The organism is Mesorhizobium sp. NZP2234, assembly GCF_013170765.1.
Lineage (GTDB): Bacteria > Pseudomonadota > Alphaproteobacteria > Rhizobiales > Rhizobiaceae > Mesorhizobium > Mesorhizobium loti_D.
Window position 1 is genome coordinate 1,588,076 of the sequence record NZ_CP033364.1, and the last position, 13,702, is coordinate 1,601,777.

The 13,702-nt window shown below is 62.2% G+C and carries 17 protein-coding genes; 9 read left to right on the top strand and 8 right to left on the bottom strand.

The features are described from left to right. Window positions 1–31 precede the first annotated feature (31 nt). Window positions 32–1,276: an ROK family protein gene (locus EB230_RS07790; protein WP_056575788.1), complete on the bottom strand. Its 1,245-nt coding sequence runs from the start codon at window positions 1,274–1,276 to the stop codon at window positions 32–34. A 271-nt stretch (window positions 1,277–1,547) separates the two neighbouring features. Here EB230_RS07790 and xylF point away from each other — a divergent pair, with 271 nt between their 5' ends. From xylF to EB230_RS07810, 4 genes are all read left to right on the top strand, one after another. After that, window positions 1,548–2,588, top strand: coding sequence for a D-xylose ABC transporter substrate-binding protein (gene xylF, locus EB230_RS07795; RefSeq protein WP_172371984.1), 1,041 nt, complete (start codon window positions 1,548–1,550; stop codon window positions 2,586–2,588). Window positions 2,589–2,733: 145 nt separating this feature from the next. After that, window positions 2,734–4,086: a sugar ABC transporter permease gene (locus tag EB230_RS07800; RefSeq protein WP_056576524.1), complete on the top strand. Its 1,353-nt coding sequence runs from the start codon at window positions 2,734–2,736 to the stop codon at window positions 4,084–4,086. Window positions 4,087–4,099: 13 nt separating this feature from the next. After that, a complete protein-coding gene (locus EB230_RS07805) occupies window positions 4,100–4,903 on the top strand; it encodes an ATP-binding cassette domain-containing protein (RefSeq protein WP_056575793.1) in 804 nt (267 codons plus the stop codon). Between the two features lie 149 nt (window positions 4,904–5,052). Next, complete coding sequence (locus tag EB230_RS07810) at window positions 5,053–6,693, top strand: CHASE domain-containing protein (protein WP_056575796.1); 1,641 nt, start codon at window positions 5,053–5,055, stop codon at window positions 6,691–6,693. Window positions 6,694–6,790: 97 nt separating this feature from the next. Here EB230_RS07810 and EB230_RS07815 read toward each other — a convergent pair whose 3' ends face one another. The 6 genes from EB230_RS07815 to EB230_RS07840 all read right to left on the bottom strand — a co-directional run bounded on the left by EB230_RS07815 (window position 6,791) and on the right by EB230_RS07840 (window position 10,350). Beyond that, window positions 6,791–7,036, bottom strand: a complete 246-nt coding sequence (locus EB230_RS07815) for a YMGG-like glycine zipper-containing protein (protein ID WP_056575798.1) — start codon at window positions 7,034–7,036, stop codon at window positions 6,791–6,793. An 87-nt stretch (window positions 7,037–7,123) separates the two neighbouring features. Then, on the bottom strand, window positions 7,124–7,471 hold the full coding sequence (locus EB230_RS07820; RefSeq protein WP_172371986.1) for a hypothetical protein: 348 nt from the start codon (window positions 7,469–7,471) through the stop codon (window positions 7,124–7,126). A gap of 193 nt (window positions 7,472–7,664) precedes the next feature. Then, window positions 7,665–7,841, bottom strand: coding sequence for a hypothetical protein (locus tag EB230_RS07825; RefSeq protein ID WP_172371988.1), 177 nt, complete (start codon window positions 7,839–7,841; stop codon window positions 7,665–7,667). A gap of 126 nt (window positions 7,842–7,967) precedes the next feature. Then, complete coding sequence (locus tag EB230_RS07830; protein WP_056575806.1) at window positions 7,968–9,002, bottom strand: sensor histidine kinase; 1,035 nt, start codon at window positions 9,000–9,002, stop codon at window positions 7,968–7,970. A 184-nt stretch (window positions 9,003–9,186) separates the two neighbouring features. Beyond that, on the bottom strand, window positions 9,187–9,351 hold the full coding sequence (locus EB230_RS07835) for a DUF1328 domain-containing protein (protein ID WP_010911886.1): 165 nt from the start codon (window positions 9,349–9,351) through the stop codon (window positions 9,187–9,189). A gap of 204 nt (window positions 9,352–9,555) precedes the next feature. Next, window positions 9,556–10,350, bottom strand: a complete 795-nt coding sequence (locus EB230_RS07840; protein WP_056575809.1) for a response regulator — start codon at window positions 10,348–10,350, stop codon at window positions 9,556–9,558. 222 nt (window positions 10,351–10,572) lie between these two features. Here EB230_RS07840 and EB230_RS07845 point away from each other — a divergent pair, with 222 nt between their 5' ends. Beyond that, window positions 10,573–10,776 carry a NepR family anti-sigma factor gene (locus tag EB230_RS07845; protein WP_056575812.1) on the top strand — a complete coding sequence of 68 codons (204 nt, stop codon included), beginning with the start codon at window positions 10,573–10,575 and terminating at the stop codon, window positions 10,774–10,776. 3 nt (window positions 10,777–10,779) lie between these two features. Then, the gene (locus tag EB230_RS07850; protein ID WP_010911883.1) at window positions 10,780–11,331 is read left to right on the top strand and encodes an RNA polymerase sigma factor; all 552 of its coding nucleotides are present in this window, start codon (window positions 10,780–10,782) and stop codon (window positions 11,329–11,331) included. Window positions 11,332–11,372: 41 nt separating this feature from the next. Here EB230_RS07850 and EB230_RS07855 read toward each other — a convergent pair whose 3' ends face one another. After that, window positions 11,373–11,855, bottom strand: coding sequence for a response regulator (locus tag EB230_RS07855; protein WP_320412015.1), 483 nt, complete (start codon window positions 11,853–11,855; stop codon window positions 11,373–11,375). Between the two features lie 48 nt (window positions 11,856–11,903). Here EB230_RS07855 and EB230_RS07860 point away from each other — a divergent pair, with 48 nt between their 5' ends. The 3 genes from EB230_RS07860 to EB230_RS07870 all read left to right on the top strand — a co-directional run bounded on the left by EB230_RS07860 (window position 11,904) and on the right by EB230_RS07870 (window position 13,690). Next, on the top strand, window positions 11,904–12,665 hold the full coding sequence (locus EB230_RS07860) for a Crp/Fnr family transcriptional regulator (protein ID WP_140772696.1): 762 nt from the start codon (window positions 11,904–11,906) through the stop codon (window positions 12,663–12,665). A 228-nt stretch (window positions 12,666–12,893) separates the two neighbouring features. After that, complete coding sequence (locus EB230_RS07865) at window positions 12,894–13,220, top strand: DUF883 family protein (protein WP_172371990.1); 327 nt, start codon at window positions 12,894–12,896, stop codon at window positions 13,218–13,220. Between the two features lie 11 nt (window positions 13,221–13,231). Further along, a complete protein-coding gene (locus EB230_RS07870) occupies window positions 13,232–13,690 on the top strand; it encodes a hypothetical protein (protein ID WP_056575823.1) in 459 nt (152 codons plus the stop codon). Window positions 13,691–13,702: the final 12 nt, after the last annotated feature.

The following is a 13,702-nucleotide window of genomic DNA, read 5'->3' on the forward strand; positions in this document are numbered from 1 at the left end:
GCTGATCTGTGGGATCGGCACAGGCGTTCGCTCAAGCCACATTCTTCCCAGCACTCCCTCTCGCCTGCACGCCCGGCGCGAAGATTTCCTGATCGACGAAGGTCAGTGCGCGCATGGCACAGCCCTCGCGGATCAGGGGCAGCTCGTTCGGTTCGGTGTCGAACGAAATCGATTTCGAGTGCTGGCCGCCAGCGGTCTGGGCGATCGCCTCGCGCAATGCCGGCTCGATCAGGTCGAAGGCGGCGGCGCTGACGCCGACCATGGCCACGGGGGCGGGATCGATCAGCGCGAACAGGCTGCCGAGGCCGTAACCCAGTGCTTCCCCGGCCTTGCGATAGGCTTCGCGCTCGGGCCCGGCCCGTTCACGTGCCGTGGCGGCGAGCGCCCGCATCTGCGCATCGCTGACATCGGCGACCGGCTCGGTGTCCTCGCCAAGCTGCCTGGCATTGCGCCAGATGGCGTAGTTGCCGGCATAAGCCTCGACGCACCCGCGCCGCCCGCATCGGCAGAGCGCGCCGCCTGGCCGATGGATCATGTGGCCGAACTCGCCGCCCGACGAATGGGTGCCGGTGAACAACTCGCCCTTCAGCACCAGGCCCATGCCGATGCCGTGCGACAAAAGGATGGCGATGAAGTCGTCGCGGTAGCGTTCGGGGTCGCGCCAGCGCAGCGCCACGGCCATCATGTTGCAGTCGTTCTCCATGGTGGCCGGGATGCCGAACTCGGCTTCCAGTATGTCGGCGAAGGCGATATCGGTCTGCGGCGTGATCGGCGACCACAGCATGGCCCTGGCCTCGGTGTCGGTGATGCCCTGGATCGCCAGTGCGATGCGGGCGACGCTGCGCACGTCGATATCGGGATCCTCGAGGCGGCGCCGTACAATGGCGACGCATTCACCGATCAGCGCCTCACGCGACATGGTCAGCGTGTCCAGCCGGCGCTGTTCCTCCGATATCACCTGGCCGGCATAGTCGATGACGGCGACGGACAGGAAATTCAGCGACAGCACCACGGTCATGATGGCCGCGGCCTCCGGGTTGAGGCCGAGGCCGACCTGTGGCCGGCCGCGTTTGAGCGCACCGGCCTCGCTCGGCTTGCCCTCGGCCAGGATGCCTTCGCCGATCAGGTCGGAAGAGATCGCCGATATGGTCGAATGGCTGAGGCCGGTGGTCGCGGCGATCTCGGTGCGCGACGGTTGGCCGGCCCGGCGCACGGCCGCAATCACCATGGCGCGGTTGCGCCGGCGCAGATCGTCGTGGCGGATTCCGACCGACATACTTTCCCACATCCTCCCGGTCGCCGCGGTTCTTCCTGCCCCTCGAACACTGCCGGCAACCGGGACAAATACTGGCAGAAGCGGATGGTGCTGTCATTTATTTATTGCGGGGCTCGAAAAAAAGTCCGCGACACCTCAATATCCATCAGAATCGATGTTGACAGCGTTTCGACGATGGACCAGTATTTTTTTTGAGGCTCGAAAAAATAGAGCCTCTGTGCCGGCCTTCGGGTCAGTTTGGTCGCGCCATACGCGGCGCAGGGAGGATATCATGAAGAGATTCACGGCCGCCATCCTGGCGGGTGTCGCCATGTCGCTGACGCTTGCGTCGGTCGCGCAGGCGAAGGACAAGGTCATCGGTGTTTCGTGGTCGAACTTCCAGGAAGAGCGCTGGAAAACCGACGAGGCCGCCATGAAGAAGGCGATCGAGGCCGCCGGCGACAAGTACATTTCCGCCGATGCGCAGTCCAATCCCGGCAAGCAGCTTACCGATGTCGAGAGCCTGATCTCGCAGGGCGCCAACTCGCTGATCATCCTGGCGCAGGATGCTTCGGCGATCGGCCCGGCGGTGCAGAAAGCACTGGACGAAGGCATTCCGGTCGTCGGCTATGACCGACTGATCGAGAACAAGGACGTCTTCTACCTGACCTTCGACAACAAGGAAGTCGGTCGCTTGCAGGCCAGCGCGGTGTTCAAGGTCAAGCCGGAAGGCAACTATGTCTTCATCAAGGGCTCGGGAGCCGATCCGAATGCCGATTTCCTGTTCTCGGGCTCGATGGAAGTGCTCAAGGCGGCCATCGACAGCGGCAAGATCAAGAATGTCGGCGAGGCCTATACGGACGGCTGGCTGCCCGCCAACGCCCAGAAGAACATGGAACAGTTCCTGACGGCCAACGACAACAAGGTCGATGCCGTGGTTGCCGCCAATGACGGCACCGCAGGCGGTGTCGTCGCGGCGCTGACGGCGCAAGGCCTTGCCGGTACCGTGCCGGTGTCGGGCCAGGACGGCGATCATGCCGCGCTGAACCGCATCGCGCTCGGCACCCAGACCGTGTCGGTGTGGAAGGACGCGCGCGAGCTCGGCAAGAATGCCGCCGAGATCGCCTCGCAGCTGGCTGACGGCAAGAAGATGACCGACATTGCCGGTGTGAAGGATTTCACGACACCTGGTGGCAACACCGTCAAGTCGCTGTTCCTGACCCCTGTCGCCATCACCAAGGACAATCTCAATCTTGTCATCGATGCCGGCTGGATCAAGAAGGACGAAGTCTGCGCGGGCGTCGCCGCCAGCAGCGTCGCGGCCTGCAACTAGAACGGCGCAGCACGGTTCGACATCGACGCCGCGGCCCAAAAGCCGCGGCGTTTTCTCAAAAAAATTTGTGTTTCCGCCTCAGGCGGATAGCTTCTAGGCTGCGTTCCGGCATCCGTGCCGGATGGCCGGCCGGTGGGAGGAAATCATGACCGACACGACGTCCAACCCGCAGGTCGACACCGCGCGTGCGTCGGAGCTTGGCGCGGTTGCCCGGTTCCTGAAGGCAACCGAGATCGACACCCGCATGCTCGGCATGATCGGTGCCCTGTTGCTGATCTGGGTCGGGCTGCACGTGATTTCGAGTCTGCGTCTGGGCGTCAATCCGCTCGATTTCGACAGCCGCACCTTTCTCACTCCGCGCAATCTGTGGAACCTGTCGGTGCAGACCTCCGCGGTCGCCATCATGGCCTGCGGCATGGTGCTGGTCATAGTCATGCGCAATATCGACCTGTCCGTCGGCTCCGCCGAGGGCTTGATCGGCATGGTCATGGGCTTTGCCCAGGTGCATTTCCTGGTCCGGTTCGTCGGGCTTGAACTCGGCAATCCGTGGATCTGGGTTCTGGCGCTGGTCATCGGGCTGGCGCTCGGGCTGCTGATCGGCGCTTTCCAGGGTTTCATCATCGCCTATCTCGAAGTGCCGGCCTTCATCGTCACGCTGGGCGGCCTGCTGGTCTGGCGCGGTGCCGCTTGGTGGGTCACGTCAGGCCAGACCGTGGCCCCGCTCGACGCCACGTTCCAGCTGATGGGCGGCGGCCCGGCCGGATCGATCGGCGCCACCTGGAGCTGGATCGTCGGCATCGTCGCCTGCCTCGCCGTCGTGTTTGCACTGTTCAACGGGCGGGTGCAGCGCAAGCGCTTCCGCTTCCCGTTGCGCCCGGTCTGGGCCGAGACGCTGCTCGGCACCGTCACCTGCGCCGTCATCATGGGCGCGGTGTGGCTGGCCAATTCCTATCCGTGGCCCATCGGCATCGTGAACAGATACGCCGCCGCCAACAACATCACCGTGCCCGAGGGTGGCCTGTTCATCGCCCACGGCATTGCCATCCCGGTGCTGATGGCGATCGCCGTCGGGCTGATCATGACCTTCATCACCAACCGCACCCGTTTCGGCCGCTATGTCTTTGCCATCGGCGGCAACCCGGAGGCCGCCAACCTGGCCGGCATCAACACGCGCTGGATCACCATGAAGGTGTTCATGATCATGGGCGTGCTGGCCACGATCGCCGCCGCGATCTCGTCTGCCCGGCAGAACTCGTCGACCAACGTGCTTGGCACATTGGACGAGCTGCTTGTCATCGCCGCCGCCGTCATCGGCGGCACGTCGCTGGCCGGCGGCTCGGGAACGATCATCGGCGCCATGCTCGGAGCGTTGCTGATGCAGTCGCTGCAGTCCGGCATGGTGCTGCTCGGCGTCGACTCGCCGCTGCAGAGCATCGTCGTCGGCGCCGTTCTGGTCATCGCCGTCTGGCTCGACACCGTCTACCGCAAGCGGGTTTAGGGGGAGAAAGACCATGGCTGACAAAACCGCTCCCGCCGCCAGCACGCCGCTGGTCGACATGCGCAACATCTCGATCGCCTTTGGCGGCATCCGGGCCGTCGACGACGCCTCGATCGATCTTTTCCCGGGCGAGGTCGTGGCGCTCCTCGGCCACAACGGCGCCGGCAAGTCGACGCTGATCAAGATCCTGTCCGGCGCCTATAAGCGCGATGCCGGACAGATCTTCGTCAATGGCGAGGAGGCTTCGATCTCCAACCCGCGCGACGCCAAGAGATACGGCATCGAGACGATCTACCAGACGCTCGCCCTGGCCGATAATGTCGACGCCGCCGCCAATCTTTTCCTTGGCCGCGAACTGATGACCGCCTGGGGCACGCTCGACGATGTCGCCATGGAGGCCGAGGCGCGCAAGGTGATGGGGCGGCTCAATCCCCGCTTCCAGCGCTTCAAGGAACCGGTGATCAAACTGTCGGGCGGACAGCGGCAATCGGTGGCGATCGCACGCGCGATCCTGTTCAACGCCCGCATCCTGATCATGGACGAGCCGACGGCGGCCCTTGGTCCGCAGGAGACGGCGCAGGTCGGCGAACTGGTCAGGCAGCTCAAGTCCGACGGCATCGGCATCTTCCTGATCAGCCACGACATCCATGATGTGTTCGAGCTGGCCGACCGGGTCTGCGTGATGAAGAACGGACAGGTCGTCGGCACCGCGCGCACCACCGATGTCACACAGGACGAGGTGCTCGGCATGATCATCCTGGGCAAGTGTCCCCCGGGCGCTATTCCCGGACCAGGTGCGCTGAAGATCGCCGCCTGAGGGCTTTCGGCGGGTGGCATTGCTCTCCCGCGCGTCCCCGTTGCCGCTCACGTGATGTGCCAGTGATCGCGATGGGTTGGCCTTGCCATTGTGTTGGCCCGGCGACTTGCCCATAAAGGTCCGGTATTGCTCATGGACCGCATCATCCGTTGAAGAAACTTTTTCCGATTGTCGCGTTCATCGCCGTTGCGCTGATCAGCATGACCATGGCGGGGTTCGCCTATTTCGCGACGCAGGAAGCGGCCCGCATCAAGTTCGAGGCGGCGGCCGATGACGCACTCAACCGGATCGAGAGCCGTATCGACCTGCATTTGTCGCTGCTGCGGTCGACGCAGGCCCTGTTCGACGCCCGCAATGGCGACATCTCCCAGAACGAGTTCAAGGCCTTCTTCAACGCGCTGGATGTCGACACCAATTTCGCCGGCCTGCGCGGCATCGGCTTCCTCAGGCTGGTCAAGACGGGCGATGAGGCAGCTGTCGAACGTGACATCCTGCATGATTTTGGCGCCAGCCATCCGGTCTATCCGGAGACGACGCAGCCCTGGCGGGCGCCCATCATGCTCTTCGAGCCGATGGACCCGTCCAACCAGGCCGGCATCGGCTACGATATGTTCAGCGAACCAGTGCGGCGCGCGGCGATAGAGAAGGCGATGGCCGATGACCAGCAGCACGCGAGCGGGCTGGTGCAACTGGGCCAGGGCACGGGCGCCACGCGGACCTTCACCGGCTTCCTGGTCTTTGTCCGGCTTAATGTCGAAACAGCGCCAGAGGTCATCAACGCATCGCGTTCCTCGACCGCGGGGTTTCTCTACGCGGCCTTCCGCGCCCGCGACTTGTTCCAGATCGCGCTCAGCCGTGCGCCGCTATTACCGGTCAACACGGAAATCTATGACGGTGCGGTGAACAGCGACAATCTCCTGTTCCAGTCGGAGACGCCGCCGGTTTCGTCCTTTGGCGATCGGCTGCTGGTCACCCGCAAGATCACGGTGGCCGGCCGGCCGTGGACGGTATTGTTCAGGCCGACCAGCGCCTTCTCGCAGCCGTCGTCGCGCGCCATTCCGGTGATGCTGGGGCTGTTCGGCCTGCTGGCGGCGGGCGCCATCGCGCTGGTGGCGCGCTATCAGGAACGTGCCTATGAGGCGGCATCGCGCTTGCACGAGACGACGGAGAAGAGCCTGCTCGAAAAGGACCTGATGCTGCAGGAGATGAAGCATCGCATCAAGAATTCGATCACCAGGGTGCTGGCGATCGCGCGGCAGACAGCTTCGCGAGCGACCGATGTCAACGAGTTTTCGGCGTCCTTCTCGGCCAGGCTGCAGGCGATGGCCGCTTCCCAGGACATGCTGACGCGTTCGCGCTGGCAGAAGGCGGATCTCGCTGATCTCCTGCGCATCGAACTTGGCCAGGTGTTCGGCAAGGATCTGCCGGAGGGGTTGCTGACGGGGCCCGAGGTGCTGCTCGACGAGACCACGACGCAGGCGCTTGGCCTCACCTTCCATGAACTGGCGACCAATGCCCTGAAATACGGTGAAGTGGGCAATTCCGCCAGCTCGCACCGAAGTGACTGGGCGCTCAAAGTGGACTGGTCGCTGGAAGGGCGGGGGCGCGAGCGGACGCTGGCGCTGAACTGGCGAGAGGCCGGGAAGAAAAAGGTCGAAGCGCCGGCCGAGACCGGATTTGGTACCAAGCTGATCGACCTCAATGTCACGCGCGAGTTGCGCGGCACGATCAAGCGCGATTTTCAGGCCGATGGTTTGAAGGTGGAAATAAGAATTCCGCTCACGGGTTGACGCCAATGTCGCGCCGATGGCGATGGAATGTGCCTGCACATGCAAAATCCGGAGGCCGGCGGGCCGGCCTCCGGATCGTAGCTCGACTATCGCCAAATCAGTTGCAGCGGGCCGTGTAAATCCGGCCGTGACGGTCGCGATACTGGCAATAGCCGTTGCGCAGGTTGCGAACCAGCAAGCCCGATCCGGCACCGACAGCCGCACCGATCAGGGCACCCTTGCCGCCGCCGACCAGGCCGCCAATGCCAGCACCAATCAAGGTGCCGCCAGCCACGTCCTTCTCGGTCGAGGTGCAGCCGCTGAGAGCGGCAACCGCAACCATCGCAATAATCATCTTCCGCATCGAGTCACTCCTCACTTTGTGTCCACACTTTAGTTGGCTCCAGCAGCCATTTAGCTTAGTTGGCTCCAGCAGCCATTTAGCACGAAATTACGGCCTTTGCTGCTCGAATTTATTGTTGCTAAGATAGTCTTTTTCTGGGCGCCCCGCCGCCGATGCCATCACCACATTGGAAATCGCCAATGATGCATTGAGGCTGCCATCGGGGCGCACATTCCAGACGATTTGATCGTAGTCATCCTCAAGCGCGGGATCGACCGCAAGGCATTTGGCGACAACATGCTGCGCCTGCCCTTGCACGTCGCCCATCGCGAACGGCCGTTCGGCGGTGCATTCGTCGGCGGTCGCGAAAACGCTGACGGGCACCTGCAATTCGCGGCAGTCGGCCATCGAGTTCGAACAGCCGATGACCAGCAACAACGCGGCTATGTGTTCCATGACGAGATGTCCTCTCGCCGCAACAACGGCGCACATCGTCAAAAAGTTCCTGTCGTGTCACGAGCACACGCAAATAATAACGGTACGAAGAACTGAGTTTCAAGCACGGCCAGAGGCTGCCACCAAAAAGCCAGCCCGGGGCAAGTTAGCGATATCCAGCCGAGAGCGCAGGGGAGGCGGGCAGGACTTTCGATCAGGTCAACTGGAACAAAGCTGCGAGGAGTACAATCGCGGCCAGCGCGAGGACGATCCCAATCGTCAAGCCGTGTCGTGCCTGAGGGCGTGTTTCCGCGTTGGCTTCGGTATCCAGAAATTCGCCCATCGAAATACGGGCGGCCTGTTCCAATCTGTTGATATCGGCAATCGTCAAAACATTCCTCCCCACCGTACTGAAATCCTGCTGCCACAATGTCCGAAGACTGGACAGGTTCCGGCGGTGTCTGGGTAAAAAACAATCCGCTTTTATGGTGAACGGCTGGTTAAGAGCACGAGCCGTTCACTGCGCCTCGAAATTGCTATGTGGGACGACGAGGCGGTATTCGAGGCGGCCATCCGTGATGTCGAGGGTCGCGGTTCCGCCCAGGGATGTCGGCACCACCCGCTCCAGCGCGACGCTGCCGAAGCGCTTCTCTGTCCCCCGACCGCCATTGGCTCCAATGGCTTCGGCCCATGTCAGCGAGAGTGTAACCTCCCCACTTTCGGCGGTGTTGAGATCGGCGGTTACTTCGACGAATCCATCCGGCCGGGACAGGGCGCCGTAGCTGACCGAGTTGACGGCGAGTTCATGCATAGCCAGGCCGATGTGAAGCGCGGCATTGGGGTTGAGGTAGGGATTGGCGCCCCGGAAGCGAAGGCTGTGCGGTGTATTCGTCCCATAGCGCCCAACCTGGCTCGTCACCAGTTCATGAAGGGCCGCACCGCGCCAGTTCGAGGACGTAACCAGATCCTGGGAGGAGGCCAGGGACTGCAGCCGGCCGCGAAAGCGCGTCAGGAAGTCGCCGATGCCATCTGAATAGCGGCCGGTCTGGCTCGCGATGCTCTGGATGATCGCCAGGAGGTTCTTCGAGCGGTGGCTGACCTCGCGCAGCAGCGTTGTCAGTGTCTGTTCGCGCCGCTTCTGCTCGGTCGTCTCGACCATGGTGGTGACGACACCTTGCACGTCACCAGCGTCGCCCCGATCGGCATCGACCCAAACCTGAAACCAGCGGACGCCGTTCTCGACCGGAACACTGATCTCGAGGCGCTCCGGATTGCCGGTCGCAACCACATCGCGCTTGGCCGCGCTGATCCGGTCGGCCTGCGCCATCGGCAGGATGCCGTTGCCGTCGGAATTATCCGAAGCCCAGGGCGCGCGCATGTTGCGAGCCCACACGGTCTTCATTTCGCGATCCTGATAGAGGACGGAAATCCCTGCATTGTGCAGTGCGTGGAGAAGAGCCCGGCCAAGCTGCATGCCACTTTCCGCCGGATGCAAGGCGATGACTTCATCGCTCCGTGCGCCTTCCGTTTTATCTGCAGTCCTGGAGCGCATCGGTCTATCTGTCCACCCAACTCAGGCTGAACGGCTCACTGTCGAATGGGTTCCAAATGAATGTCCCGAGAACCTGCCCCTCTAAAGCGGTCCGCCGGACGGCGTCCCTTGAGGGATACCGCCCGGCGGTGGCTGGAAACCGTTTGAGGGGTGCGGCTTCCAGTGTTCGCTCGCGAAGCGTTCCTCACGCCCGTCTAAACAGGCCGGCCAGCAGCGAGATGACCAGGAAAGCGAGAAAAATGAAGAACAATATCTGCGCTATACCAGCGGATGTGCCGGCGATACCGCCGAAACCAAGCGCGCCGGCAATGATTGCCACGACGAGAAATACGAGCGCCCAGTAAAGCATGGTTCATCTCCTTCCGAATGGTGCAGGGAAAACGTGGGTGGATGCGGTTTGTTCCACCATTTGCCGAAAAAGGCGATGCTTGCAAACTGTTAGAGACGGAACCGACAGCGAAATTCGGCGATGATGGCTTCGGCCGCCAAGGCCGCCCGATGCGTCGCATCGGGCGGCCTTGATCCTGGACATTCCTGCCGGAAAACAGCGAATCTATGCGGCGGCCTTTGCCTGGCGGTCGAAGAACAGCGCCTGGCTGATCAGCGCCTTGACCATGTCGGGATTGAACGGCTTGGTCACCAGGAAGGCCGGTTCGGGGCGCTCGCCGGTCAACAGCCGCTCGGGGAAGGCGGTGATGAAGATAACCGGCACGGAGGTTGACGACAGGATCTCGTTGACCGCCTCGATGCCCGAACTGCCGTCGGCGAGCTGGATATCGGCCAGCACCATCTTCGGCCGCGTCTTGCCGAACATCGTCACTGCTTCGGCATGCGTGCGCGCCGTTCCAACCACACGATGACCGAGGCTCTCGACCATCTCCTCTATGTCCATGGCAATCAGCGGCTCGTCCTCGATGATGAGCACGTCGGTCGCCACCTGGCGGGAAATTTCATTGCTTGCCTGGGCAAGCAGTTCGGAGAATTGCTGGTCACCGACGTCGAGAATCTCGGCCGCCTCGTCCTCGCTGAAACCTTCGACGGCGACCAGCAGGAAAGCCTGGCGGGGCAGCGGCGCGATCGCATTGAGATTGGCGGCGGCGCGCTGCTCCCACGCCGATTGCGCATGCTCCTGCGGTACGCGGATGGCGACCGAGGTGAACAGCTTGGCGAAAACCTTGTAAAGAGCGATGCGGTCGCTCGAAGCTTGAGGGAAGATGTCGACGTCGGCGATGATGGCCTCAAGCATCGCGGCGACCAGCGCGTCGCCGCTCTCTTGCGATCCCGAGACAGCGCGCGAGAAGCGGCGCAGGAACGGCAGATGCGGTGCGATGGTGGCGGATAAACTCATGGTAGAACGTCTCCCTCAGAATGACGTGATTGCCTGGATTGCAGGTCAAGCTGATTGCAAGCCCCGCTAATACAACGCGGGTTTTCCGAAAAAGTTCCGGCCGATATGGAACGAATAGGCGAGAACGGCGTTTGGTGTCGGGATGGGCAACCAGACGAGGGTGCCGCTTGCCTTATGTCGAGTTGAGTATGAGCGGCCTAGCGCTGGGAATATAAGGGCGAAATGAAGGATATGACGAAAGATATTCTGGCTGGCGCCGAGGGCAGGCGCCGGAACGGTGTCGGTGACCCTCTGGGGCCGAACTCCGAGATCGGACGTAAACTCAAACAATATTATGACGAGCTGGTCTCCGACGATGTGCCGGATCGATTTGCCCAGTTGCTCAGCCAGCTGGAACAGACCGAACCCGCACAGAAGAAGGACTGAGGCATGGCAGCGGTCTCCCAAGGCTTCAAGACCGATCTGCTTGGGGCAATCCCGAGCTTGCGGGCCTTTGCCGTGTCGCTGACGCAGAATGCAGACAAGGCCGACGACCTTGTCCAGGAAACGTTGGTCAAGGCCTGGGACAAGCATGAGAGCTTCCAGCCCGGCACCAATCTCAAGGCATGGCTTTTCACGATCCTGCGCAATGAATTCTATTCGCAGATGCGCAAGCGCGGCCGCGAGGTACAGGACAGCGACGGCATCATGACAGCCAGGCTCGCGGTGCATCCCGCCCAGCACGGCCAACTCGACCTCAAGGATTTTCGTGGCGCCCTCGAGCAATTGCCGGAAGACCAGCGCGAGGCCATCATCCTCATCGGCGCATCGGGCTTCTCCTATGAGGAGGCCGCCGAAATCTGCGGTTGCGCGGTCGGAACGATCAAGAGCCGCGTCAGCAGGGCCCGCACGCGCCTGCAGGAGATTCTGAAGATTTCCGGCGAGGACGAATATGGTCCCGATGCGATCTCGGCTCAGGTCACGGGAACCGCGGCGCATTGACGTAAGGTCCGAAAACGAATTCGGACGCAGCTATATCGATCTCATCCCGCAGAGCCGCGTCCGTAAGCCCGCGCCACCGCTTCGACCAGATCTTCGCCTGAATAGGGTTTGGTTACCAGCCTGACCCCCGGAAAGGACGCCTTGATCTCGTCCGCATCCGAATAGCCGGAGGCAAACACGAAAGGGACGCCTGTTTCCCGCAAGCCGGCGGCGAATTCGAGGGTCGATGTGCCGCCCAGCATCAGATCGACAATGGCCGCGTCAAACTCGATCGCGACCTTTCCGCCGTCAACCTCGGCCAAGTCTCGGGCTATCACCACCTCGCGTGCACCGTGGTCGCGGCAAAGCTGCTCGACATCCATGGCGATGAGGAATTCGTCCTCCAGGACAAGAATCCGCAATCCGTCAAGCAATGTGGGCATCACAGGTGAAGGCTCCTTGAAACGCCGGGAGTCATGATCGCAATTGCGTGTGTTGTCATTTAAAAAAGACATGCCTTCAATCCGGAACTCGGTTCCCGGCAAAACGTTTAAGAGTACCTGCTGACCGGCAGGCTTCGAAGAGGGGTCGAAATGCCAGGGCAGAACGGGCGTGCTTCATCGAGCCGACAATATCCCTGCGAGAAGTGTCCTTTAAGGCCATTACCGGTTTTCCGCGAGTTCGAAAATCAGGAACTGGCCTTCATCAGCAAGTTCAAGAAGGGGGAGCTCGCGGTCGACAAGGGCGCCACGGTGCTCGTGGAGGGGAGCCATAGCGCCCATCTCTACACTGTGCTGTCCGGCTGGGCATTCCGCTACAAGCTGTTGCCGGACGGGCGCCGACAAATCCTCAACTATCTCATGCCCGGCGATCTCATCGGCCTGCAAGGCAGCGTCATGGGCGAGATGCAGCATTCCGTCGAGGCCTTGTCGCCGATGCTGCTTTGCGTTTTTGAACGCGACAATCTGCACGAACTCTACCGCAACCATCCGGGTCTCGGCTACGACATCACCTGGATCGCGTCGCGCGAAGAACGCATGCTGGACGAGAACCTGCTTAGCGTCGGCCGCCGCAGCGCGATCGAGCGCGCCGCTTATCTGATTGCCTTCATAGCCAGCCGCGCCAAGGTCGTCGGACTGAACGGCAAGCAATCCATCCAGATTCCCATCACGCAGCAGCACATCGCCGATACGCTCGGCCTGTCGCTGGTTCACACCAACAAGACGATCCGCAAACTGATGGACCGCAAGCTGATCCTTTGGCGGGATGGTGGTTGCGAGGTGGTCGACACTGAAGGGCTCAAGCAACTCGCAGGCTGGGAAGGGTTGGGCGAGGGCCGTCGTCCCCTGATCTGACGACGTCCTCTCGCCCTGGTTTGGTGATTGGTGCGTACGCTCTTGTTTTCGACTAGAGCAGTTCACTGTTTCGCGGAAACAGCGAATTGCTCTATCTCTTTGTTTTTGACGCAACTCCGGACGGAAAACCGTTTCACACTTTTCCTGGAGTTGCTCTAGTTTGTCCCGATGCCGGAACCTTGAGACGCAAGGCGCGTTTGAAATCGAGCAATCACAAGGAGTTAAGCAATGGCAACCGCCGCAGGAAAGACCGCCAACGAAGCGCGGACGAATTCGGACCTCGAAGCCGACATCAAGCAGCTGAAGGCCGATATCGACAAGCTTACCAAACAGTTGGCCAAGACCGGCGAACACGGCTACGGCACGGCGCGCCGTGCGGCGGCCGAGGGTGTCGAGCAGCTGCGCGCCCAAGGGGAAGCAGCCCTCGACAGCCTGCGCGGCAATGCAAGGGATATCGAGGCGCAGATGCTGGCGAGCGTGCGCGAAAAGCCGGTGACGTCGCTGGCGATCGCCGCGGGCGTCGGCTTCCTGTTCGCGCTGCTCGCGCGTCGCTAGATCCGCCCCAGATGGGACTGCTGGCATCCCTGCTTTCGGGTTTCGCCTCGGGTGAAACCGTGGCCGCCATACGCCGCGCGCGCACGGCGGCCATCATCTATGCGATCGCCGCCCTGGCGGCTTTGTGCGGTCTCGGCTTTCTGGTTGGGGCAGCCTATATCTGGACCGCGGCCCGCTATGGATCGTTCGCGGCGGCGCTTGGCTTCGGTGTCGGCTTCCTGGTGATCGCCGGCCTCGTTCTTCTCGTCCATCGCTTGATGTCCGGCGCCCGTGCACGCCGCGAGGCGCGGCGGCGCAACGCCGACATGAAGGCGATCGGTATCACGGCCGCACTTGCGGTGCTGCCGGCCTTGCTCAAGGGAAAGGGCGGCCTCGGCGTCATTCTGGGCCCGGCCGTGGCGCTCGCCGCCTATGCCATATACCGCGAGAATACGAAGCCCGACGATCCGGATGCTGGGCACGAAACATGACGCCGCCGCTCC